This window comes from Lachnoanaerobaculum orale, assembly GCF_003862485.1.
GTDB lineage: Bacteria > Bacillota > Clostridia > Lachnospirales > Lachnospiraceae > Lachnoanaerobaculum > Lachnoanaerobaculum orale.
The window spans coordinates 1,362,259-1,388,082 of record NZ_RRCM01000001.1 but is presented as its reverse complement, the minus strand read 5'-3'; the positions used below and the strand labels follow the sequence as shown (position 1 = coordinate 1,388,082).

Annotated in this window: 18 protein-coding genes; 13 read left to right on the top strand and 5 right to left on the bottom strand. The window is 38.4% G+C overall.

The genetic code is table 11. From position 1 onward, the window contains the following. Window positions 1-4 precede the first annotated feature (4 nt). The 4 genes from EHW90_RS06615 to ftsH all read left to right on the top strand — a co-directional run bounded on the left by EHW90_RS06615 (window position 5) and on the right by ftsH (window position 5,454). The gene (locus EHW90_RS06615) at window positions 5-700 is read left to right on the top strand and encodes a response regulator transcription factor (protein WP_040457947.1); all 696 of its coding nucleotides are present in this window, start codon (window positions 5-7) and stop codon (window positions 698-700) included. Between the two features lie 2 nt (window positions 701-702). Next, a complete protein-coding gene (gene rlmH / locus EHW90_RS06610; RefSeq protein WP_124952087.1) occupies window positions 703-1,179 on the top strand; it encodes a 23S rRNA (pseudouridine(1915)-N(3))-methyltransferase RlmH in 477 nt (158 codons plus the stop codon). Window positions 1,180-1,273: 94 nt separating this feature from the next. Beyond that, window positions 1,274-3,568, top strand: coding sequence for a hydratase (locus EHW90_RS06605; RefSeq protein WP_124952086.1), 2,295 nt, complete (start codon window positions 1,274-1,276; stop codon window positions 3,566-3,568). Between the two features lie 11 nt (window positions 3,569-3,579). Then, window positions 3,580-5,454 carry an ATP-dependent zinc metalloprotease FtsH gene (gene ftsH, locus EHW90_RS06600; protein ID WP_124952085.1) on the top strand — a complete coding sequence of 625 codons (1,875 nt, stop codon included), beginning with the start codon at window positions 3,580-3,582 and terminating at the stop codon, window positions 5,452-5,454. 93 nt (window positions 5,455-5,547) lie between these two features. Here the strand turns inward: ftsH and EHW90_RS06595 are convergent, their stop codons facing one another. Together EHW90_RS06595 and pyrB are read right to left on the bottom strand one after the other, a co-directional pair. Then, window positions 5,548-5,982, bottom strand: coding sequence for an aspartate carbamoyltransferase regulatory subunit (locus EHW90_RS06595; RefSeq protein ID WP_009445920.1), 435 nt, complete (start codon window positions 5,980-5,982; stop codon window positions 5,548-5,550). Further along, window positions 5,982-6,896 carry an aspartate carbamoyltransferase gene (gene pyrB / locus EHW90_RS06590; RefSeq protein WP_124952084.1) on the bottom strand — a complete coding sequence of 305 codons (915 nt, stop codon included), beginning with the start codon at window positions 6,894-6,896 and terminating at the stop codon, window positions 5,982-5,984. Before pyrB ends, EHW90_RS06595 begins: the two co-directional genes overlap by 1 nt. Window positions 6,897-7,080: 184 nt before the next feature. Between pyrB and EHW90_RS06585 the strand changes: the two genes are divergently transcribed. The 8 genes from EHW90_RS06585 (at window position 7,081) to EHW90_RS06550 (ending at window position 20,270) form a co-directional block, all read left to right on the top strand. Continuing rightward, complete coding sequence (locus tag EHW90_RS06585) at window positions 7,081-9,180, top strand: efflux RND transporter permease subunit (RefSeq protein ID WP_124952083.1); 2,100 nt, start codon at window positions 7,081-7,083, stop codon at window positions 9,178-9,180. Between the two features lie 158 nt (window positions 9,181-9,338). Further along, complete coding sequence (gene clpB / locus EHW90_RS06580) at window positions 9,339-11,930, top strand: ATP-dependent chaperone ClpB (protein WP_124952082.1); 2,592 nt, start codon at window positions 9,339-9,341, stop codon at window positions 11,928-11,930. A gap of 139 nt (window positions 11,931-12,069) precedes the next feature. Continuing rightward, window positions 12,070-13,548, top strand: coding sequence for a cardiolipin synthase (gene cls / locus EHW90_RS06575; RefSeq protein ID WP_124952081.1), 1,479 nt, complete (start codon window positions 12,070-12,072; stop codon window positions 13,546-13,548). A 16-nt stretch (window positions 13,549-13,564) separates the two neighbouring features. After that, window positions 13,565-14,311, top strand: coding sequence for a lysophospholipid acyltransferase family protein (locus EHW90_RS06570; protein WP_124952080.1), 747 nt, complete (start codon window positions 13,565-13,567; stop codon window positions 14,309-14,311). 7 nt (window positions 14,312-14,318) lie between these two features. Next, window positions 14,319-15,293 carry a prephenate dehydratase gene (gene pheA / locus EHW90_RS06565; protein ID WP_124952079.1) on the top strand — a complete coding sequence of 325 codons (975 nt, stop codon included), beginning with the start codon at window positions 14,319-14,321 and terminating at the stop codon, window positions 15,291-15,293. A 9-nt stretch (window positions 15,294-15,302) separates the two neighbouring features. Further along, window positions 15,303-16,556, top strand: a complete 1,254-nt coding sequence (locus EHW90_RS06560; RefSeq protein ID WP_124952078.1) for an ATP-binding protein — start codon at window positions 15,303-15,305, stop codon at window positions 16,554-16,556. 12 nt (window positions 16,557-16,568) lie between these two features. Next, the gene (locus tag EHW90_RS06555) at window positions 16,569-18,086 is read left to right on the top strand and encodes a Ppx/GppA phosphatase family protein (RefSeq protein WP_124952077.1); all 1,518 of its coding nucleotides are present in this window, start codon (window positions 16,569-16,571) and stop codon (window positions 18,084-18,086) included. An 18-nt stretch (window positions 18,087-18,104) separates the two neighbouring features. Then, window positions 18,105-20,270, top strand: coding sequence for an RNA degradosome polyphosphate kinase (locus EHW90_RS06550; protein WP_124952076.1), 2,166 nt, complete (start codon window positions 18,105-18,107; stop codon window positions 20,268-20,270). Window positions 20,271-20,322: 52 nt separating this feature from the next. On the opposite strand, the gene ilvC is transcribed toward EHW90_RS06550, so the two are convergent. From ilvC to srtB, 3 genes are all read right to left on the bottom strand, one after another. After that, window positions 20,323-21,342 (bottom strand): ketol-acid reductoisomerase, encoded by a 1,020-nt coding sequence (ilvC, locus tag EHW90_RS06545; RefSeq protein ID WP_124952075.1) that lies wholly within the window; start codon window positions 21,340-21,342, stop codon window positions 20,323-20,325. 57 nt (window positions 21,343-21,399) lie between these two features. Then, complete coding sequence (ilvN, locus tag EHW90_RS06540; protein ID WP_009445922.1) at window positions 21,400-21,897, bottom strand: acetolactate synthase small subunit; 498 nt, start codon at window positions 21,895-21,897, stop codon at window positions 21,400-21,402. Window positions 21,898-22,055: 158 nt separating this feature from the next. After that, window positions 22,056-22,850: a class B sortase gene (srtB, locus tag EHW90_RS06535; protein ID WP_124952074.1), complete on the bottom strand. Its 795-nt coding sequence runs from the start codon at window positions 22,848-22,850 to the stop codon at window positions 22,056-22,058. A gap of 125 nt (window positions 22,851-22,975) precedes the next feature. Here srtB and EHW90_RS06530 point away from each other — a divergent pair, with 125 nt between their 5' ends. Further along, window positions 22,976-25,822, top strand: a complete 2,847-nt coding sequence (locus EHW90_RS06530) for a YfhO family protein (protein WP_124952073.1) — start codon at window positions 22,976-22,978, stop codon at window positions 25,820-25,822. The last annotated feature ends 2 nt before the right edge of the window (window positions 25,823-25,824 follow it).

Sequence of the window (25,824 nt, the reverse complement as noted above, 5' to 3'; positions counted from 1 at the left end):
AATGATGAATAAGGCACTTGTTGTAGATGATGAAAAATTGATAGTCAAAGGGATTAAGTTCAGCTTGGAGCAGGACGGTTATGAGGTGGATGTGGCCTATGACGGTAAAGAAGCTCTAAGAATGGCTAAGGAAAAAGAATATGATATAGTGCTTTTGGATGTAATGTTGCCTGAGATGGACGGTATGGAAGTCTGTCAGGCTATAAGAGAGTTTTCAGAGATGCCTATTATTATGTTGACTGCAAAGGGCACAGATATGGACAAGATACTTGGACTTGAATACGGTGCCGACGACTATATCACAAAGCCTTTCAACATACTTGAGGTCAAGGCAAGGATAAAGGCTATAATAAGAAGAAATTCAAAAAAGTCAAAGGCGGCAGATAAAAACGACAGAATAATAGAGGTGTCCGACTTAAAGCTTGACCTTGACAGCAGAAGAGTCTTTGAAAAGGGCAAGGAAGTAAACCTTACCGCAAAGGAGTTTGATATCTTGGAGCTGCTTACTCAAAATCCCGACAAGGTGTATTCAAGGGAACAGCTTTTAAATATTGTTTGGGGCAATAAATTGCATGAGGCAGGTGATGTAAGGACTGTGGATGTACATGTGAGAAGGCTTAGAGAAAAGATTGAGCCGAATCCGAGCGAGCCTAAGTATATCCATACCAAATGGGGTGTGGGATACTATTTCAAGGAATAGTTATGAATATAAATATAGTTGTGGTGGGGAGCATTAAGGAAAAATTTTATCGTGATGCCATAGAAGAGTATGCAAAGAGACTCTCAAGGTATGCAAAAATGAGTATTACAGAGGTAAAGGATGAAAAGACTCCTGCAAATGCAAGCGCATCTGAAGAAGATAAGATAAAGCAGATTGAAGCGGAGCGTATCTTATCAAAGTTTAATAACAGCTATGTGGTGGCTCTTGCAATTGACGGTAAGAAGTATACCTCGGAAAGTTTTGCAAAGAGGATGGAAAATTATGACATCTTGTCAAAGGGGAATCTCACATTTGTCATAGGAGGGTCTTTAGGACTTCATGAGAGTGTACTTAAGAGAGCCGATGAGAGGCTGAGTTTTTCTGATATGACATTTCCACATCAGCTGATGAGGGTTATATTGCTTGAGCAGATATACAGAGCATACAGAATAAGAAATAATGAACCGTATCATAAATGAGGGCAATGCCCTCATTTTGATTTTAAGATAAAATCAACAGCCTTGAAAATAACTTTTTGATAGGATATACTATTGTAGAAAACTAGGAGGAAATATGGTTAAATTATACAATGGCGGTGCATACTTAATAAACGGTAATACACTTATTGAAGAAAATGATAAAGATAAAATAAAAGCGGTTACAGGAAAAGAGATAGATAAGGAAGAGGCAAGAAAGGGAAGTATTGCTTATAATATATTGAAGGCTCACAATACATCGGGAAATATGGACAAGCTCAGACTTAAGTTTGATGCTATGGCTTCACATGATATTACCTTTGTAGGAATAATACAGACAGCCAAGGCAAGCGGTATGGAAAAATTTCCGTTGCCTTATGTTTTGACCAATTGTCACAATTCACTTTGTGCAGTCGGTGGAACTATAAATGAGGACGACCATATGTTCGGACTTTCAGCTGCAAAAAAGTATGGCGGAATATATGTACCTCCTCATATAGCGGTAATTCATCAGTATATGAGAGAGGCGTTTGCAGGTTGCGGCAAGATGATACTTGGTTCGGATTCACACACCAGATACGGGGCGCTTGGAACAATGGCTATAGGTGAAGGTGGCGGAGAACTTGTAAAACAGCTTTTACAGGATACATACGATGTAAACAGACCTGAAATAATTGCAATTTATCTGGAGGGAGCACCGAAGGCAGGTGTAGGACCGCAGGATATCGCGCTTGCAATTATTGGTGCGGTGTTCAAAAACGGTTATGTAAAGAATAAAATAATGGAATTTGTAGGACCGGGAATCGCGTCCATGACCACAGATTACAGAAACGGTGTGGATGTAATGACTACAGAGACCACCTGTTTGTCATCCGTTTGGGAGACTGATGAGGATACAAAGAAGTTTTTAAGTGTACACGGAAGAGTCGGCGATTACAAACAGTTAAAGCCTGCAGATGTGACATACTATGACGGAGTGGTATATGTAGATCTTTCCACAATAAAGCCTATGATTGCACTGCCTTTCCATCCGAGTAATGTTTATGAGATAGATACTCTTAATGAAAACTTGGAAGATTTGTTACATGAGGTAGAAGTTGAGGCGATAAAGATTGGCGGTGAGGCCGGAAAGGGCTTAAAGCTTGTCGATAAAATCGAGAACGGAAAGCTTCGTGTATCACAGGGTATCATAGCAGGTTGTGCAGGCGGTACATATTCAAATGTAATGGAAGCCGCACATATACTTAAAGGACACAGTACAGGTTTTGATGAGTTTAACTTAAATGTATATCCTTCATCACAGCCGGTATTTATAGAGACTACAAGAAACGGTGCGGTTGCGGATCTTATGGAGAGCGGTGCCGTTGTAAAGACAGCTTTTTGCGGTCCTTGTTTCGGCGCCGGAGATACACCTGCAAACAACGGATTGTCTATAAGACATACCACAAGAAACTTCCCGAACAGAGAGGGTTCAAAGCCGGGTTCAGGACAGATGTCTGCAGTAGCGCTTATGGACGCAAGGTCTGTAGCGGCAACCGCAAGGAATAAGGGCATCTTAACACCTGCTACAGAGTATGCGGACGACTATGTTGTGCCTGAGTATCACTACGATGATACAATATACAAAAACAGAGTATATAACGGATTCGGCAATGCACATGAGGAGAGCGATCTGGTATACGGACCTAATATCAAGGACTGGCCTGAGATGACTGCGCTTACAGACAATATACTTTTAAAGGTTTGCTCAAAGATACTTGACGATGTGACAACTACAGACGAGCTCATACCTTCAGGTGAGACATCTTCATACAGATCAAATCCGCTCGGACTTGCGGAGTTTACACTTTCAAGAAGAGATCCTGAATATGTAGGTAGAAGTAAGAAGGTGGATGTTATAGAGAAGGCAAGAAGAAGCGGAGCAGACATTTTAAAGGACAATGCTGAATTAGCCGATGTCTTTGATAAGATAAAGACAATTGAAGGCTTTTCAAATATAATTGCAAACGATACAGAGATAGGCAGCATGATTTATGCAAAGAAGCCGGGTGACGGTTCTGCCAGAGAGCAGGCTGCAAGTTGCCAAAGAGTAATAGGCGGTCTTGCAAATATTGCTAAAGAGTATGCCACAAAGAGATACCGTTCAAATGTTATGAACTGGGGTATGCTGCCTTTCCTTTTGGATGCCGAACCTGATTTTGAAGTGGGAGATTATATCTTCGTACCGAATATCAAGTCTCATCTAAGGGGTGATATGTCAAAAATTCCTGCCTATATAATAGGTAATGATATAAAAGAAATCAGTTTAAACATCGCTGAAATGACTGATGCCGAAAAATCCATCGTAGAGGCAGGTTCTCTTATAAATTATAATAAGAGCAAAATAAAATAGAAAGGAAGTGTATGGATAAAAAAAACAAAAATGAATCCAATGGCCTTAATAACAGGACGATAATAATACTTATAATTGCGGCCGCCATTGCATTTTTTGCGGTAAGTCTGCTCTCAAGCAGATTAAAGAGTGCTACCACAAAGGAAGTACCCTATACCGAGTTTATGAAAATGGTAAATGACGGTAAGGTGGAATCTGTGAAGGTGATGGCAAATTCTATTGAAATCAAGGTTAAGCCTAATCTTTCAGATTACTCATCAATGACGGTTTATAAGACTGTCAGAATAGAGGATGATACATTGGTTGACAGACTTTATGCCGCCAATGTACCGGCTACTATGGAAAGGTTTGAGACAACCTCCGCGATATTGTCGTTTTTAAGCTTTATTCTGCCGTTTATATTCTTTGTACTCATGATGAATTTCCTGATGAAGAGAATGGGCGGCGGTGGATTCATGGGAGTCGGAAAGAGCAATGCCAAGGTATATGTTCAAAAAGAAACCGGTATAACATTCAAGGATGTAGCCGGTGAGGATGAGGCAAAGGAGTCTTTGACGGAAATAGTCGACTTTTTGCACAACCCTGAGAAATATACCAAGATTGGAGCCAAGCTTCCAAAGGGCGCTCTTTTGGTAGGACCTCCCGGAACCGGAAAGACCCTGCTTGCAAAGGCTGTAGCCGGAGAAGCGGATGTGCCTTTCTTTTCACTCTCAGGTTCAGACTTCGTTGAGATGTTTGTCGGTGTAGGTGCTTCAAGAGTAAGAGACCTATTCAAACAGGCACAGGAAGCGGCACCCGCTATCATTTTTATAGACGAGATAGATGCCATAGGTAAGAGCAGAGATTCAAGGATGGGAGGAGGAAATGATGAGAGAGAACAGACTCTCAATCAGCTTCTTTCAGAGATGGACGGCTTTGACTCTTCCAAGGGACTTATAGTACTCGGAGCTACAAACAGACCTGAGATACTTGACCCTGCACTGCTTCGTCCGGGCAGATTTGACAGAAGAGTGATTGTAGAAAGGCCGGACCTTAAGGGTAGAGTTGCAATCCTTAAAGTGCATTCAAAAGATGTGTTGATGGATGACTCTGTAGACCTTGAGGCTATCGGACTTGCAACATCAGGTGCGGTGGGTTCCGACCTTGCAAATATGATAAATGAGGCCGCCATATTGGCTGTAAAGAAGGGGAGAAAGGCTGTAAAGCAAAAAGACCTTTTTGAAGCTGTAGAGGTGGTACTTGTCGGCAAGGAGAAAAAAGACAGAGTACTTAATCAGGAAGAGAGAAGGATTGTGTCATACCATGAGGTGGGACATGCTCTTATATCGGCTCTTCAAAAGAACTCGGAACCTGTCCAAAAGATTACCATTGTGCCGAGAACTATGGGAGCCTTGGGCTATGTAATGTATGTACCTGAGGAGGAGACATATCTGAAGTCTAAAAAAGAACTTGAGGATATGCTTGTAAGTACTCTCGGAGGTAGAGCGGCGGAGCAGATAGTATTTGATTCTGTGACAACAGGTGCTTCAAATGATATTGAAAAGGCCACTTCTATTGCCAGAGCCATGGTTACTCAGTACGGTATGAGTGAGCGATTCGGTCTCATAGGTCTTGCAAAGGTTGAAAATCAGTATCTCTCAGGCAGAGCGGTGCTTGACTGTGGTGATACTACAGCTACCGAGATAGACAATGAGGTAATGAGAATCCTTAAAAACAGCTATGATGAAGCTATCAGAATACTCAGTGAAAACAGAGAGGTAATGGATAAGCTGGCTGAATTCCTTATAACAAAGGAAACAATAACAGGCAAAGAGTTCATGCAGATTCTAAGAGAGATAAAGGGACTTCCGGAAAAAGTGGAAATAAAAAAGGCTATATTGGTATAGTGATTGATGTCGAATCCTGTTTATGGATTCGGCATTTTTGCGTCATACTTCAGGAAACAAAAAAGCTTCGCATATGCAAAGCTTTTTATAATCTTATTTTTTCTTTTTTCTCTTTTCTTCACAGTAGATACAGCGATATACCTCGTTTTCCTTATCTGAAAGGTAGAAGATATGAGGAAGCTCCTGCTCTATAGAGGTGATACATCTTGGGTTCTTACACTTGATGATATTGGTTATCTTCTCAGGTAATGAAACAGTCTTTTTCTCAACTATAGCATTATTTTTTATAACATTGATTGTGATATTGTGGTCGATATATCCGATTACATCAAAATCAATCAAATCAAGCACATCACCCTCTATCTTTATGATATCTTTTTTACCCATTTTTTTTGACTTGGCATTCTTTATGATAGCAACAGGGATATCCAGCTTGTCAAGTCCTAAATTGTAGTATATATCAAGGCTCTTACCTGCCTCTATATGGTCAAGTACCACGCCTTCATTTAATCCGCTTATATTTAACATTATATTACCTCCAAAAGAGTGAGAATCAAAGCCATTCTTACATATACGCCAAACTGTGCCTGTCTAAAGTATGCGGCTCTCGGGTCGTTATCCACCTCAACACTGATTTCATTTACTCTTGGAAGCGGATGAAGTATGTACATATCTTTCTTTGCATGTGAGAGTTTTTTCTTGTCAAGTATATAGGTATCTTTCAAACGGATATAATCCTCTTCATTGAAGAAACGCTCTCTTTGGACTCTGGTCATATAGAGTATATCAAGTTCAGGTATAGCCTCGTCAAGGTTTGTCACCTCGGCAAACTCTATATTGTTGGCCTTGAGTACATCGTCTCTGATATAGTCGGGAACTTTCAGCTCTTCCGGAGAAATAAGAACAAATTTGATATTCGGATATCTGATAAGAGCGTTGATAAGAGAATGCACCGTTCTGCCGAACTTAAGATCGCCGCAAAGTCCTACAGTAAGATTTGCTATATCTCCTTTAAGTCGCTTGATTGTAAGAAGGTCTGTAAGTGTCTGTGTAGGATGCTGATGTCCGCCGTCTCCTGCATTGATTACCGGGATGGAAGAAAACTTGCTTGCAACCAGCGGTGCACCTTCTTTTGGGTGACGCATAGCCGCTATATCGGCATATGATGAGATGACTCTGATAGTATCTGCAACACTTTCGCCCTTTGCCGCAGATGACGAGTCGGCAGAATGAAAGCCAAGTACGCTACCTCCCAAATTAAGCATAGCAGCTTCAAATGAAAGTCTGGTTCGTGTGCTTGGCTCATAGAACAAAGTTGCTAATTTTTTTCCTTCACAAATTTTGGAATACTTATCCCTGTTGTTTTCAATATCAATAGCAAGCTCCAAAAGCTTATTAGTTTCTTCAACAGAAAAATCCAACGGGTTTAAAAGATGTCTCATACTTCTCCTTTACAAAAATCATTTTTCGTATTATAGTCCATATTTTATACTTTTACAAGATTAAAAATATAAAAACAATTTTATAGACAAGTGTCTATTAAAGTTCTGATGTTGATATTTACAAATGTGTCGATTTGCAATATACTTACATCCTGTTAATGAAGTTTTAGAGAGGTTGGATGATATGAAGGAAACAAACCAAAAGGATTTTGCAGGGTTTATTGTAGATCATAATAAAGGAATAAGAAGAGTTTTTTTGATTTTGCTCTTTATTTCACTTCTTTTTACACCGTTTGTAAATATAAACTATGATTTGACTAAGTATTTACCTGCAAGCGCGCCTTCAAAGGCCGCAATAAATAAGATGGAAAAGACATTCGGATATCCGGGAACCGCCAGACTTATGCTTAAGGATGTCACAATATACGAGGCCAACGCCATTAAGCAGCAGCTTGAAAAGGTCGAAGGCGTGGACAGGATACTTTGGCTTGACACTACCGAGAATGTCTATGAGTCAAACAGCTTTATGAAATATGATGACGTATCGGATTATTATAAGGATAATAAGGCTGTAATGGATATAACTTTTGTAAAAGGTGATTCAAGTAAGCTTACACATAAGGCAATTGATAAGATGGAAAAGATAATAGGCGACAGGGGCTATCTGGTAGGAAGCGCGCCACAGAATAAGTTTACCGAAGAAGAAGTTTCATCTCAGATGAATCTTATACTTGCAATAGGTGTAATATTTGTATTTTTGGTACTTTTGGTAACAACTTCCTCATGGTTTGAGCCTGTGCTTTTCTTAAGTGTTATCGGAACTGCGATATTTATAAACAGGGGTACAAATATATTCTTAAACAGTATTTCGTTTATTACAAACAATGTGTCGGCGGTATTACAGCTTGCGGTGTCTATGGATTATTCAATATTCCTATTGAATGCATATAAGGTGGAACAAAAAAAGGAAGCGGATAAGACAATTGCTCTAAAGAATGCGCTAAGAACATCTATAAAGACTATTTCGGCAAGCTCACTTACCACATTTGTAGGATTTATAGTATTTGTAATAATGAAATTCTCAATGGGCTTTGACCTGGGTATTGTACTTGCAAAGGGAATAGTATGTTCAATATTTTCGATAGTGTTCTTTATGCCTTCGCTTATACTCAGCTGGATGCCTATAATTGAAAAGACAAGACATAGAGAGTTTTTACCTGAATTTGACAAAACTTCAAAGTTTGTAAATAAGATCTCAAAGGGATTTTTTATATTTGCACTTGTTATACTGATTCCTTCATATATGGCACAGGGAATGACCAACTTTATGTATGGAAATGACGCTGTAGGTGCAGGAGAGGGAACCTCTTTGTATGAACACAGTGAGGAGATAAACAAGGTATTCGGCAGGTCAAATCTCAATGTTATATTGGTACCTTCTACAAGCAATGTCACGGAGAAGGCACTGGCGGAGAAGTTAAAATCTCTTGATTATGTAAAGAGTGTCACATCATTGGCTGATACACTGCCTGACGGTATACCTGAAAAGATTATTCCAAGTGATACCGTAAGCTTATTACATAAGGACGGATATGCCAGAATACTTGTATTCACAAAGACCAAGGGTGAGAGTAAGCTTGCGTACAGTTCGGCAAATGAGATAAAGCAGATAGTGAATGAGTATTATCCGAATGAGAACTATATTACAGGTAATACCTACGCCACTATGGATATGGAAAAGATACTTAAGGAAGACTATAATAAGGTAAATAATTTATCATTACTTGGAGTATTTTTGGTAGTTGCATTCTCGTTTAAATCTGTACTTCTTGCACTGCTTGCTATGATACCTATTGAAATGGCTATTTTTGTAAATATGAGTTTTTCATATATATATGGAACGAAGCTGGCTTTTATAGGATATATAGTAGTAAGCAGTATTCAGCTGGGTGCGACTGTAGACTATGCCATACTTTCAATTTCAAACTATAGAGAGCTTAGAAAGAGACTTAATAAGAAAGAATCGGCAATAAAGATGACTAAGTTCAGTATGCATTCGATACTTACTTCAGGTACAATACTTGTTATTTGCGGTTATGTGGTAAGTTTTATTTCAAAGCTTCCGGCAATAGGTCAGCTTGGACATCTGATAGGCAGAGGTGCGATAGTGTCTATGGCATTTGTTATCTTTTTGCTGCCTGCACTGCTTATGATATTTGACGGTCTGTTGGTAAAAGAAAATAAGATGTTGGCTGCTATAAAGCAAAAAATTGGAAGAAAGTAGATAATTATAAAATTTATAAGGCGTTATCATATGTGGATTATCCATATGATGGCGCTTTTTTATATTTTTATGAAAATATTTTCAAAAAATGCTTGACAACTTATAAGTACTCTGTTATAGTACATATATAACAAATAAAGAATAGAGGTGGTGAGTTAATGAACATTAGCAAATTTACGCAAAAGTCCATTGAGGCCGTTCAGAATATGGAAAAGGTTGCTGCTACTCATGGTAATCAGCAAATCGAACAGATACATCTGTTGGCATCACTGTTAGATATAGAGGGCTCATTGATAGTCAATCTTATTAAGAAAATGGGTATCAATGAAATTGAATTTAGAAATGAAGTTGAGGCTGCCATTGAAAAGCTTCCAAAGGTTAGCGGCGGTCAAAGCTATATAAGTAATGATTTAAATAAAATACTGATAACAGCTGAAGATGTTGCAAAGAGTATGGGAGATGAATATGTTTCCGTAGAGCATATTTTCCTTAATATACTTGAGAATCCTTCATCAAATGTAGCACAGATTTTCAGAATGTACGGCATTGATAAGGATAAGTTCTTAAAGGTGCTTTCAGAGGTCAGAGGTAATCAAAGAGTTGTTTCAGACAATCCTGAAGCTACATATGATACACTCAATAAGTACGGTTATGACTTGGTTGAGCGTGCAAGGCAGCAAAAGCTTGACCCTGTAATAGGAAGAGACAGCGAGATAAGAAATGTGGTAAGAATACTTAGCCGTAAGACAAAGAACAACCCTGTACTTATCGGTGAACCCGGTGTAGGTAAGACTGCGGTAGTTGAAGGACTTGCAGGCAGAATAGTAGCCGGTGATGTTCCGAACAACTTAAAGGATAAGAGACTTTTTGCACTTGATATGGGTGCACTTATAGCAGGTGCCAAGTACAGAGGTGAGTTTGAGGAAAGACTTAAGGCGGTACTTGATGAAGTGAAGAAATCAAACGGAGAGATAATACTTTTCATTGATGAGCTTCACACTATAGTAGGCGCAGGTAAGACTGAAGGAAGCATGGATGCCGGAAATATGTTAAAGCCTATGCTTGCAAGAGGTGAGTTGCATTGTATAGGTGCGACTACACTTGACGAGTATAGAAAGTACATTGAAAAGGATCCTGCACTTGAGAGAAGATTCCAGCCTGTACTTGTAGAAGAGCCTTCTGTAGAGGATACAATATCTATTCTACGTGGACTTAAGGAAAGATATGAGAGTTATCACGGTGTTAAGATAACTGACGGTGCACTGGTAAGTGCGGCAGTACTTTCAGACAGATATATCAGCGACAGGTTTTTACCTGATAAGGCTATTGACCTTGTAGATGAGGCATGTGCCCTTATAAAGACGGAGCTTAACTCTGTTCCTACAGAGATTGACGAGTTAAACAGAAAGCAGATGCAACTTCAAATAGAAGAGACCGCACTTAAAAAAGAGGACGACAATCTTTCAAAAGAAAGGCTTGAAGCACTTCAAAAAGAGTTGGCTGAAGTCAATGACGAGCTTAACGAAGCGAAGTCAAAGTGGGAAAATGAAAAGAAAAGTGTTGAGGGACTTGCAAAGCTTAGAGGTGAGATAGATGAGGTTAACAGGCAGATAAGTGCCGCAAAACAAAGCTATGACCTTAACAAGGCAGCAGAGTTGCAGTACGGTAAGTTACCTGAACTTAAAAAGCAGTTACAGGCTGAAGAAGAGAAGGTAAAGAAAGAAGATCTAAGTCTGCTTCGTGAGGCTGTTACAGATGATGAGATTGCAAGAATTATCTCAAGATGGACAAATATCCCTGTTTCAAAGCTTAATGAGAGTGAAAGAGAGAAGACACTTCACCTTGCAGATACATTGCATGAGAGAGTAATAGGACAGGATGAGGCTGTAGATAAGGTTACGGACGCTATCATTCGTTCAAGAGCAGGTATAAAGGACCCTTCAAAGCCTATAGGATCATTTCTGTTCCTCGGACCTACAGGTGTAGGTAAGACGGAGCTTGCAAAATCACTTGCAAAGGCACTCTTTGACGATGAGAACAACATGATAAGAATCGATATGAGCGAGTACATGGAGAAATTCTCCGTGAGCAGACTTATAGGAGCTCCTCCGGGATATGTAGGATATGATGAGGGCGGACAGCTTACAGAGGCTGTAAGAAGAAAACCTTATTCCGTAGTACTATTTGACGAGATTGAGAAGGCACATCCTGATGTATTCAATGTACTTTTACAGGTATTGGATGACGGTAGAGTTACAGATTCTCTGGGTAAGACAGTAGACTTTAAAAACACCATCATAATTATGACATCAAATATCGGTTCCGCATATTTGCTTGACGGTATCAATACCTACGGTGATATAAGTGAAGACGCCAGAGGAAAGGTTATGAACGAGCTTAGAAACAGCTTCAGGCCTGAGTTCCTTAACAGACTTGATGAGATTATAATGTTCAAGCCTCTTACAAAGGACAATATCGGCGGTATTATCAACCTGCTTATTGACGAACTTAATTTAAGACTTAAGGATAAGGAACTTACAGTAGAATTAAGTGATGCTGCAAAGAGCTATATCATCGACAACGGTTATGACCCTGCATACGGTGCAAGACCGTTAAAGAGATATCTGCAAAAGAATGTGGAGACTATGGTTGCCAGATTGATACTTTCAGACGGAGACCTTAGTGCAAAGGATATCATTTATATAGATCTTGATCCTTATAATGAACTTAGTGCAACCGTAAAAAAATAAGATATGATTTAAAGAGTCGGGCGACCGGCTCTTTTTTCTATGCCAAAATTAGACATTTGTGGTATAATGAATCGGATTATATAATTTCAGATTGTAAGGCAAGTTTATAAGCCTAACAGTATGAACATTTAGGAGTTTTATGTTTGATTTTTTTAGAACAGGCCATATAGCATTTGTTCATTTATTCTACATCAACTTAGTATTGTCCATTGTGATTGTGTTCTTTCAAAGAAGAGAGCCGAGAGCCGTGTGGACATGGCTTTTGGCACTCAATTTTTTGCCTGTGGTAGGCATTATACTTTACCTGCTTATAGGTCAGGATTACAGAAAGTCCAAGATGTTTAAGATAAAAAATGTTGAAGACAGTATAAGTAAGGCGGCAATAAAGCAGGAAAAGTTTTTTGCAAACAATGACAGGGTGTTAAATGACCCTTATACAAAAAAATACCAAAGGCAGATGCAGTATAATCTGATATCCGGCGGGTCGCTTATGACAATGAAGAATACATTAAAAATATTCAACGACGGAAACGACAAGTTTGATGCACTGATTGAGGATATAAAAAATGCAAAGGAGTATATTCATTTACAGTATTATATAATAAAAAATGATTACCTCTTTAGGAATATATCAAGAGAGCTTATAAAAAAGGCTGATGATGGAGTGGAAGTAAGAGTACTGTTTGACGGAATGGGCGGCAGATTTATGTCAAAGAAGCTCTTAGACAATATGAAAGCCCATAAGATAAAAATAGGTGTATTCTTTCCTGCCGCACTCGGCAAGATAAATTTCCGTATAAACTACAGAAATCACAGAAAGATAGCGGTTATTGACGGTAAAATAGGCTATGTCGGAGGTTTTAATATAGGAAAAGAATATGTGGACGGCTCAAAAAAATTCGGACACTGGAGAGACACACATCTTAGAATAGTGGGTGAGGCGGTCAACGGGCTTGAACTTAGATTCGGTCTGGACTGGAATTATGCCACAAAAGAAGACATCTTTAACAGTGACAAATATTTTAAGCCGCTTGAGGAAATGAACATTTTGCCTAAAAACGGTGACGATGTTCTCAGAATGCAAATAATATCAAGCGGTCCGGATTCTGAAACAAAGCTTATCAGAGATAATTATATAGAGATTATAAATAATGCGAAGGACCATGTGTATATTCACACGCCTTATTTCATACCTGATGAAGCATTTATGAGCGCACTTAATGTAGCGGCAAGATCGGGTGTGGATGTAAGGCTTATGATACCATGTATGCCGGATCACCCTTTTGTATATTCAGCCACGTTAAGCTGGGCAGGCACACTGCTTGAGGCCGGAGGCAAGGTCTACACATATGAGAGGGGATTTTTGCATGCCAAGTCTGTAATGGCCGACGGTAAGGTGGCATGTGTAGGAACCGCAAATATGGATATAAGAAGCTTTGAGTTGAATTTTGAAGTAAACGCTATGATCTATGACGAGGAAGTCACTACGGAACTTGAAGATAATTTTATGAGAGATATTTATGATTCTGAGGAGTATACATTTGATATGTATAAGAATCGCTCACTTCTGCAAAGAATAAAAGAGCAGGTCAGCAGACTCCTAAGCCCGTTATTATAATGAGAGGATTTTTTATATGATAAAATTTATATTGGTAGCACTTGGACTGTTTTTGTATTTGGTACTTTTTATACCGGTAATGCTTATTTTGCTTATTGTAAGGAAGTTCAGACCTGATGTTTCGACATCTGTTGCACAAGGTATGGTAAGTGCGGTATTCAGGCTTATGATTTTTATTACAGGCTCGAAAGTGGAGGTGAGAGGAAGTGAGAATATACCTAAGGACGGCGGTGTGCTGTTTGTAAGTAACCATAGGAGTTATTTTGATATTCTTACAGGTTTCGGATACACAAAAAAGCCGCTGGGGTTTGTCGCAAAGTATGAGATGATCCATGCACCACTTCTTAAGCAGTGGATGGAGCTTGTAAACTGCTTGTTTTTGAACAGGCAGGATATAAAGCAGGGATTAAAGACTATTATAAAGGGCATAGATCAGGTAAAATCAGGCGTTTCCGTGTGGATTTGTCCTGAGGGCGGCAGAAATATGAACCCGGATGTAACGAATGTGAAAGAGTTCAAAGAAGGTTCATTAAAGATTGCGGAAAAAGGAAAAGTTCCTGTAGTTCCTGTAGCAATATACGGTACATATGAGATATGGGAAGAGCACCTGCCATATATGAGAAAGAGTAAAGTAATAATAGAGTACGGAAAGCCGATTGTTATAGATGAGTTGCCTGATGCTGAAAAGAAAAAGCTTGGAGCCTATACCAGAAGCAAGATAGTAGAGATGCTTGAAAATATGGTAGCACAAAATAAGGCTTAGGAGTGGTATGCAAGGACTTGAAGAGATAAAAGCAAAGCTTGATAAGACGGATGAAAAGATAATAGAACTGATAGATAAAAAAAGAGAGCTCATAAAGCTGATATCAAAGGCAAAATATAAAGAAATCACAGCCGAGTTTATTTGTAAGGAATATATGGACTTTGATATAAAAAGAGTTGTGTATCAGGGCGTAGAGGGTGCTTATTCACATATAGTTACAAAAAAACTTTTTCCTGATGTGGAGACTGAGAATGTAAATACTTTTGAAGATGCGATAAATGAGGTATTAAACGGAAATGCAAAGTATTGTATAATACCTATAGAAAACTCGTCAGCCGGAATAGTAAGTGATGTATACGATTTACTTTTAAAAAAGGATGTTGTTATTGTGGCGGAGTATGACCTTCATATCAGTCACTGTCTTTTGGGGGTAAGAGGTGCAAAGCCTGATGATATAAGGACTGTGTATTCTCATCCTCAGGCATTGATGCAATGTAGCGCTTATCTTAAGGAGCATCCGGGCTGGAGTCAAATAAGCCTTTTAAATACGGCTGTTTCGGCAAAAAAGGTAAGGGATGATAAAGACATATCACAGGCCGCCATAGCTTCAAGACTTTCAGGTGATTTATATGATCTTGATGTTTTGGATGAAGGAATTAACAGAAATGCAAACAACACTACAAGATTTGTAGTACTCAGCAAGGAGAAGATTTTCTCAAAAAAGTCAAATAAGCTCAGCCTTATTTTGGAGTTGCCGCATGAAAAAGGTATGCTTTACAATATTCTCGGAATATTTGTACTAAACGGATTAAACCTTGTAAAGGTGGAGTCAAGACCGATACCTGAAAAGACCTTTGAGTACAGGTTTTTTATTGATATTGAGGGGAATTTGAGTTTGTCCAATGTCTCAAATGTGCTTGAGATACTGAAAAAAGAAGTCACTTTTTTAAAAATTTTAGGGAATTATTGTTCAGTAAAGTAAGGAGTATTTATGTACAGTATAATTGATGATTTGATTTTATATAGAAATTTAAAATTTGAAGATACGATAAGAGAATTTTGTTCCTTAAATAAGGACAGTGTAGATACAAGTAAGACAATTGCTAAGTTGCTTGAGGTTGCGGGAGAGTACGGACTTGACGGTAACCTTTGGGAAAATGTCCTTGCACTTGCGCTTGCGTACAATGAAAATGTATATTCAAAAGCTACAGAAATTATAGGTGAGACTAAAGGCAGTATAAATACCTTTGCACTTCATGACTTTAAAATTTTTAAAGATTTATTTCACTTTGTACCTGATATAGATGATGAACTTTTGGATGCAATATCACACTATGTAGGTAACGGAAGAGATTCAAAGCTTGTAAATACAAGAGTCAGAGACAGAATTTTAAGATTGTCAAAGCAGCTTTCAAGCGCAAAGTCGGATGAGGAGTTTAAAAATATCGTTACAGAGTTTTATAAGGAGTACGGTGTAGGTAAGTTCGGTCTTAATAAGGCATTTCGTATAGAAGAGAGCAACGATCTTAATTCTGCAAATATTATACCGATTACAAGAGTTGAGCATGTATATCTGGAGGATATAATAGGCTATGATATTCAAAAGAAAAAACTCACACACAATACGGAGAGTTTTATAAACGGTAAGCCGGCAAACAACTGCCTGCTATATGGTGATGCCGGAACCGGAAAGTCATCAAGTGTCAAGGCGATTGTAAATGAGTACTATGATAAGGGGCTTAGAATTATAGAGATTTATAAGCATCAGTTCAGATATCTGTCGGATATACTTGAGCAGTTAAAAGACAGAAACTATAAGTTTATAATATATATGGATGATTTAAGTTTTGAGGAGTCTGAGCTTGAATATAAATATCTCAAAGCTATACTTGAAGGAGGTTTCGGAAAGAGACCTGAGAATATACTTATCTATGCTACAAGCAACAGAAGACATCTTATAAGAGAGAGCTTCAGAGATAAGACTGAGACTGATGAAGAGCTTCACAGCCGCGATACAGTGGAAGAAAAACTTTCACTCTCAGCCAGATTCGGTGAAAAGATCTACTACGGTTCACCTGATAAGAAGGAGTTTAACGGCATTGTACTTTCACTTGCTAAAAAGCACGGTATTGATATGGACGAGAAGGAAATACTTGCAAAGGCAAATATGTGGGAACTCTCACACGGAGGTATGTCAGGAAGAAGCGCAACACAGTTTATAACTTATTTACAGGGTCAAAAATAATATGGAGAGCGTATGGAAAAGGGAGACATAAGATATTTTGCGGCTATTGATGTAGGTTCGTTTGAACTTGAACTTGGAATTTATGAAATATCGGCAAAGACCGGTATAAAGAGAGTTGATTATATAAAGCACACCATTGCACTTGGCAGTGATACATATAAGTACGGAAAGATAAGCTATGAAATGATTGACGAGCTTTGTGATGTATTATCCGATTTCAAAAAAATAATGAAATCATACAGAGTGGACGATTATAAGGCATATGCTACCAGTGCTATGAGAGAAGCCTCCAACAATATGCAGGTGCTTGACCAGATAAAGGTAAGAGCGGGTATAGATATATCTATCATATCAAACTCTGAGCAAAGATTTATCAACTATATGTCTATTGATGCAAAGGGGGAGCTTTTTGAAAAGTATATAAGAAGCGGCACTGCGGTTGCGGATGTAGGTTTTGGAAGTATGCAGCTTACATTGTATGATAACGGCGCGATACAGAGTACTCAAAATCTTTCACTGGGAGTTCTAAGGCTTAGAGAGATGGTGGAAGAGATAGACAATATCACCGAAAAAAAGCACAATGTACTCACAGAGCTGATAGATAACGATTTGAATACTTTCAAAAAGATATATCTTAAAGATAAAAAGGTAAAGACTATTATAGGCGTCGGAGAGCCGCTGATGTATATGTTCAAATATATGAATCGCGACGCCGATGATATGATAGTAAATTACGAGGAGTTTATAGCGCTCTTTGATAAAATAAGGGATAAGAGTGTGGAGGAAATAGAAAATATACTCAGAGTAGGCAAAAACTACGCAAAGATGATAATACCGAGTGTACTTATTTTCCAAAGAATCTTTGATCTTTTCAATGCCAAGGAAATATGGTTGCCGGGAACTTTGCTTATAGACGGCATTGCGGCGGAGTATGCCAAGAAAAGTAATATAGTAAATACAGGACATGACTTCAGAGCGGATATTATTGCGTCGTCAAAGAGTCTTGCAAAAAGATACAGAGGTAACAGTAAGCACACTACAGTGGTGGAAAAGAATGCCCTGATGATATTTGATGCAATAAAGAGTCTAAGCGGTCTAAGTGAAAGAGACAGACTACTTGTGCAGATAGCGGCAATCTTACATAATATCGGTAAGTTTATCAATATGAAAAACAGTGATGTGGCCACCTACAATATTATTTCGTCAAGTGAGATTATAGGTATATCACATGATGAGAGAATGTTGGTTGCCGAGATGTCAAATATTGACACTGAAGAAAGTATCTACAATAAAAGAGATATCAGATTGGCGAAGTTAAGTGCTATATTACAGATGGCAAATGCGCTTGACAGGTCACATAAGCAAAAGATAAAGGACTACAGTTTGAAACTTGACGATAATAAACTGATTTTAGAGATAAGGTATATGGGAGATTTGAGCCTTGAGATGCTGAGCTTTAATTCACATAGAGACTTTTTTAGAGAAATTTTTGGAATAGAGTTTGTTTTAAAACAGATAAGGACTTTTTGATAGAAAGGAGTTGGCTTTATGGAAAAGTTTGACAATGTGGAATATTTTACCAACAGAGAGCTGTCTTGGCTTAAGTTCAATAAAAGAGTCTTACATGAAGCTAAAGATGATGATGTAAAGCTTTTTGAGAGGCTGAAATTTTTAAGTATCACATCATCAAACTTAGATGAATTTTTCATGGTAAGGATTGCATCACTTAAGGATATGGTGGATGCGGACTATAAGAAAAAAGATATTGCGGGAATGAGTGCGGACAAGCAGCTTAATGTACTTGCAAAAGAGACACATGATTTTGTAAGAAAACAGTATGAAATCTACAGTTCACTGCTTCCGCTTCTAAAAGAGAATCATTTGCATATATTAGGTCATGGCGATGAACTTTCACATAGTGAGAAGAAGTTTATAAATGAATACTTCGACGAGTTTGTATATCCTGTGCTTACACCTATGGCTGTGGATGCGTCAAGACCGTTTCCGCTTGTAAGAAATAAGACACTTAATATTGCGGCTCTTATCAGAAAGAGAAAGGATGAAAACTCAAAGAAGAAGAAAAAGGATGTCTACCTTGGAAATGTGGATGGAGATATGGACTTTGCAATGGTACAGGTACCGTCAGTACTTCCAAGAATTGTAGAGATTCCTACAGATTCTGAAGAAAGAAAGATAATCTATCTTGAAGATATTATCGAAAAAAATATTGATAAACTTTTCTTAAACTATGAGGTAATCTCGGCTGCAACCTTCAGAGTAATGAGAAATGCGGAGTTTAAGCTTGATGAGGACGAGGCACTTGACCTTTTAGAGGAAATCAAGAAAAAGTTGAAGAAAAGACAGTGGGGAGAGGCAATCAGACTTGAAGTGGAAGAGAGGATGGATGCAAGCCTTTTAAACTTTTTAAAAAACGAGCTGAATGTTGACGAAGAGGATGTATTCAGAATAGACGGACCGCTGGATCTTACAGTTCTTATGAAGATATACTCTCTTGACGGCTTTGACAATCTGAAGGATAAAAAGCATATCCCTGTAGCCAATGCAAGACTTTTGGACTGTGAAGATATTTTTGAGGAAATAAAGAAAAAAGATATATTACTTTCACATCCGTATGAGAGCTTTGACCCTGTAATAGATTTTGTATCAAAGGCGGCTGCAGACAAGAATGTACTTGCTATCAAACAGACACTTTATCGAGTCAGCGGAAATTCTCCTATTATAAAGGCGCTTGCAAATGCGGCGGATAACGGTAAGCAGGTTACAGTTTTGGTGGAGCTTAAAGCAAGGTTTGATGAGGAGAACAATATCAACTGGGCAAGGATGCTTGAAAAGGCGGGATGTCATGTAATCTACGGACTTGTAGGGCTTAAGACCCACTCAAAGATAACTCTTGTAGTGAGAAGAGAAGAGGACGGTATCAGAAGATATGTACACCTTGGAACTGGAAACTATAATGATTCCACTGCCAAATTGTATACTGACCTAGGTATGTTTACCGCAAGAGAAAGTTACGGCGAGGACGCTACGGCAGTCTTTAACATGCTCAGCGGATACTCCGAGCCTCCGTTTTGGAAGAGATATGTTGTAGCACCGCTTTGGATGAAGGATATATTCTTAAATAAGATAAATCAATGTACACAGGCTGCAAAAAACGGCAGTGATGCTCATATAATCGCGAAGATGAATTCACTTTCAGATAAGGATATTATAGAAGCGCTTTATGCCGCAAGCTGTGCAGGCGTAAAGATAGAACTTATAGTCAGAGGTATATGCTGCCTCAGAGTAGGAATAAAGGGAGTATCTGAAAATATTACGGTAAGATCGATAGTGGGCACATTCCTTGAACACGCCAGAATATTTGATTTCCGTATAGACAGTGAAGAGGAAATTTTCCTTGGAAGTGCAGACTGGATGAATAGAAATCTTGAAAAGAGAGTGGAGATAGTATTCCCGGTAGCAGATGAGGATATCATAAGGAGTATCAAGCACTACCTTGAGGTTGAGCTTGAAGATAATGTAAAGGCTTCAATACTCTTGCCTGACGACAGCTATGAAAAGGTAAAGAAAAACAATGAAGCAAAGAAAAACTCACAGGAAATCTTTGTAAAAGAGGCAAAGGCGGCCTATGAAAATGCCGTAAAAGCCGGCAAGGCTGAGGATGACAGAACTTTTACACCTTTAAAGGGGGAATAGACATAATTTAAAAATAAAAAACGGGGTAGCGCTTGCTACCCCTGTTTTTGTTTTAGTTGTTTATAAGTTTCTCATCATCATTGTTCCAGCTGTAAAGCTTTCTGATCTCTGCACCGATCTTCTCTGAAGGATGCTCTGAAGCAAGCTTTCTCATAGCCTTGAAGTGTACCTGACGACCTGCAGGAGACATATCAAGTAAGAACTCCTTAGCAAATGTACCGTCCTGGATATCTGAAAGGATCTTCTTCATAGCCTTCTTTGTATCATCTGTGATGATCTTAGGTCCTGTGATGTAGTCACCGTACTCTGCTGTATTTGAGATAGAATATCTCATTCCCTCAAATCCTGACTGATAGATAAGATCTACGATAAGCTTCATCTCATGGATACACTCAAAGTATGCGTTTCTAGGGTCATAACCTGCCTCACAAAGAGTCTCAAAACCTGCCTGCATAAGTGCACAAACACCGCCGCAAAGAACTGCCTGCTCACCGAAGAGGTCAGTCTCAGTCTCTGTACGGAATGTAGTCTCCAAAAGACCTGCTCTTGCGCCGCCGATACCTGCACCGTAAGCAAGTGCAAGTTCAAGTGCCTTACCTGTAGCATCCTGCTCAACAGCTACAAGACAAGGTGTTCCCTTACCCTCAAGGTACTCTGAACGAACAGTATGTCCCGGAGCCTTAGGAGCTATCATTGTAACATCAACGTCCTTAGGTGCTTTGATACATCCGAAATGTACATTGAAACCGTGAGCGAACATAAGCATATTTCCGGCCTCAAGGTTCGGCTCGATATCCTTCTTGTACATATCAGCCTGAAGTTCATCATTGATAAGAATCATGATGATATCAGCCTTCTTTGCAGCCTCTGCAGCTGTGTAAACCTTAAGTCCCTGTGCCTCTGCCTTAGCCCATGACTTGCTGCCCTCATATAGACCAACGATTACATCGCATCCGCTTTCCTTTAAGTTCAATGCATGTGCGTGTCCCTGGCTGCCATAACCGATGATGGCAATAGTCTTACCCTCAAGCATTGAAAGATTACAGTCTTCTTGATAATAAATCTTAGACATAAAATAATACCTCCTAAAAACTTTTATGATTAACCTGTTAGGTGAATCGTCAAAAAACTAATTTAAAACAACTACGTCCTCACTGCCTCTTGAAAGAGCGGTAAGTCCTGTTCTTGCAAGTTCCAAAACTTCATAATCTGAAAGAAGATTTGAAAGTGCTTCAAGTTTTGAATTATCGCCTGTAAGCATAACAGTCAGACAATCTTTTGCCACATCGACAATAGTGGCTCTGAATATGTCACAAAGTGCCGCAATATCCTGTCTTTGTGAAGCGTTTGCCTTAACTTTTATCATAATGATTTCACGGAAAACACTCTTGCCTTCCTCCAAAACCTTGATATCTCTTACATCTTCAAGTTTTCGCAGCTGTTTTACTATCTGATCAAGTGTGTCCTCATCTCCTATAGAGACCACGGTCATTCTTGAAAAACGCGGGTCGGCTGTTTCGCCTACAGTGAGTGAGTCGATATTATAGCCTCTTCTTGAGAAAAGACCTGCCACACGGCTCAGAACACCTGAAGAATTATCTACGATAAGTGAAAATACTCGTCTCATTTTACCTCCAAATATTTTAAAGTATAATAACAGTTTTGACAAAACAATAAAATAAATTGGTTCGCCCTTTACTATAGCACCATTATTATAAATGTCAATTTATTATATAATATAATACATATAACTATAAGTTATAGCATTTGACAACAGCTATAATTTTACCTGTGGTCCGCACCGAAATCAATACCGGATAAATCGTATCTTTGCGGCTCGTCATCATCATTTAACTCATAAGCATACAGAATGGTTCTGGTATCATCACCTTCATATGAGCAGGTAATAAAGGACCATATCTTATCAATTCCGCTTGCAGGAATATCTCTGAACTTACACTTTTCGGTCATCCGGTCAACATATTTATGGAAATAGTCCATATCGTCAAAATATGTCTGTCTTCTCTCAGGAGCGGAGTCTGAATAAAGCGCCGCAAAAGTCTTAAGCCTGTATGTCTTATTAGGTGTATAAATATATATCATCCTATGTTCTTTGAAAAAGTTTTCATCCTTAAACTTTGTTATATCCGTGAACATCTTGCCGTCCTTCATATGGTGTCCGTAGATGATATTGTTGAGTGTTGAAAAATCCGAATTGCTGTATCCGTCCATATATACGGAGTAGTAAGATTCCTTATGGTTTATATCGTGGTGCAGATAGTACTCAATATCGTATTCCTTCCATAGTATAGGATAATCAATAACTGTACCGGGGATATATACCCAGGCTATAACATCAGGGTTTGTAGCCTTAAGCGAATCAAAATCTATCTTTCTTTTATAGTTTTCATCCGTTTCATATGTTTTTGTAGGCGGCATAGTGGTAGTTTCCTCTACCGTGGTGGCAGCCTCCGTTGTAGTTTCGGGCTCCTTTTTATTTTTTTTATTTGAAAATATGACGGCAATCACGATAAGCAATACGGCGAATGCCAAAATAGGTAATAAAATTTTCTTTTTCATATATCTCCTAACGACTTTTAGGTAGAAGTATAGCATTTTTTTTTAGTATTGTATATAAATATTATGATTTTGATTGATTTAAAAAATAACCTCTACTATAATTAGTGGGAAGACGGAGGAAGAAGATGGAAGATTTGAATTTGAATCAGAGAGAAGAAACTATACTGGATAAGAGGGCGGTATTTATTTTATCCTTTTTTATACCGGTTTTTATAATGGTATTGATATTTGTGCAAAGAGGTATATTCCCCTTTGGAGATGAGAGCTTTTTAAGAACTGATATGTATCATCAGTACGCTCCGTTTTTCTCGGAATTTAAATATAAGTTAAGCCACGGCGGTTCACTTTTATACAGCTGGGACCTTGGTATGGGTATCAACTTTTCGGCACTGTATGCATACTATCTGGCAAGTCCGCTCAATTGGCTGATTGTACTTTGCCCACAGGCGTATGTTATAGAGTTTATGACATATATGATTGTGGTAAAGATAGGTCTTTGCGGTCTCAGTTTTACATATTATTTATCAAAGCATTCCACAAAGAAAAAATCTGGAATAGTCTTTTTTGGAATATTCTATGCACTTTCAGGATATATAGCCGCATACAGTTGGAATATCATGTGGCTTGATTGTATAGTATTGTTCCCTTTAGTATGCTTAGGCCTTGAAAGCCTTGTAAAGAAAAACAAGGGATTTTTATACGCTGTAAGCCTCGGCATATGTATACTTTCAAACTACTATATTTCCATAATGATATGTCTGTTTATGGTGATATACTTTATATTCTTACAGATACTTAAGCCTGAAAATAATTTAAAAAAATTTATCATAACATCAGTACAGTTTGCGGTATTTTCATTGCTTGCAGGAGGATTAAGCGCCTTGGTGCTTTTACCTGAGATATATGCGCTGAAGCTTACCGCATCAGGAGATTTCAACTTCCCTACAACATTTGAATCATATTTCTCCATATTTGATATGATTGCAAGACATATGGGTAATGTTCAGATAGAAATAGGACTTGACCATTGGCCGAATATTTATTGTGGAGTCGGAATATTTTTGTTTGTAATACTTTATTTGTTGAACAAAAAAATCGGCAAAAAGGAAAAGGCAGTGTATACTACATTGCTTGTATTCTTCCTTGCAGGATTTTCCATAAATGTACTTAATTATATCTGGCACGGACTTCATTATCCTAACTCACTCCCTGCCAGACAGAGCTTTATATATATTTTCCTTGTGCTTTTTATGTGTGCAAAAGCATATGACAGGCTTGAGGAAAATACGGCAAGAGACCTCTTTACCTCTTTTGGTATAAGTATGGGTTATATACTTTTGGCGCAAAAGATAGTGAACAACGAAGATTTCCATTTTGCGGTATTCTATGTAGCGATGATTTTTATCTCTGTGTATGCGATACTTACATATATGTATATAAAGAAGAGATTTTCAACTACAAGCTTATTTTTATGTGCGCTTGCTTTGGTGGTGATAGAGTCAAGTATAAATATGTCTGTCACCAGTGTAACCACAATAAACAGAAGCAATTATATAAACGACAACAAGGATGTAAGAGCACTTGTAGCCAAGCTCTCTAAGGATGAATTTTATCGTATTGACAAGGTGGACAGAAAGACAAAGGATGACGGAGCATGGATGAACTTCAGGTCGGTATCCATATTTTCATCAACCGCCAATGCGTCACTCTCGGATCTGTTTGAGAAGCTTGGAAATGAAGCGTCTACAAACGCATATTCCATCACAGGAGAGACGCCTTTACTTGATATGCTCTTTAGCGTGAAGTATGCAATATATACAGGTGAGACAAGAAATGCAAATATTTCACTGCTTGATGTGTCGGGTAACAGCTATCTGTATGAAAATCCTTATACATTGCCGCTTGGCTTTATGGTGGATGAAAGATTCAGTGATGAGTGGAATATAAACTTAGGTGACCCGATAGAGGTGCAAAACGACCTTGCAGCCGTATATGATTTACCTGATATATTTGAACAGGTTGAGACATTTAATGAATCAAATTCTGTAAACTTTACTACAGATGAGGACGGTGAATACTATGCCTATGTTACAAATCCAAGTATTGATGAGGTGGATTTCAGTTTTGGTGACGGTGAAAGCAAGAAAACTTTCAAAAATCTGAAAAGACATTATTTAATGGAACTTGGTACCTTGGATGCCGAAAAGAACGGACACTTTGTAAATAGTGACGATAAGAATAAGGATGAAAATCTTGATGTCAGAGTCTACAGAGTAAACTACGATTCATTAAAGAAGCTTTATTATATTTTGAACACAAATCCGCTTACCCTCAGTAAGATATCGGATACAAATCTTGTCGGAAATGTTCATTCGGTGGAGAGTACAACGCTTTTCACATCCATTCCTTATGATGAGGGTTGGAATGTGTATGTAGACGGGAAAAAGGTTGAGAAGATAAAGCTTTTGGACGCATTTATCGGTCTCAAGCTTGAAAAAGGTCAACATCAGATAGAGTTTAAGTATCAGACTGTCGGTTTTATAGAGGGTGCAATAATAAGCGGCGCTTCAATAGCGATACTTATTTTGATGTACTTATTTATACTCTTTAAAAATAACGGCTTTAAGTTCAGAAAAGAAGAACTTGGACTTAGAGAAGACGAAATAGAAGAGATAGATTTGGACGATGACGACGAGTCGGATGAAGATGACGAAGACGATGATGAAGAAGCCGATAATGATGACTTGGATAATGAAAACACAGATAAAGACTTACATGAAGAGTCGGATACTGTAGCAAAGTCAGGTGATGAGGTGTTATCCGAAACTGAGGAATTTAAAAATATAAACACTAAAGACACATCAAGAGACCCGAAGATAGTGGATGTTATGATGCATATCGCATCCGCCAATACAAATGAGGAAAGTAATAAAGAAGCCGATACAAATGGTGATGGCGATGATAAAGAATAGAG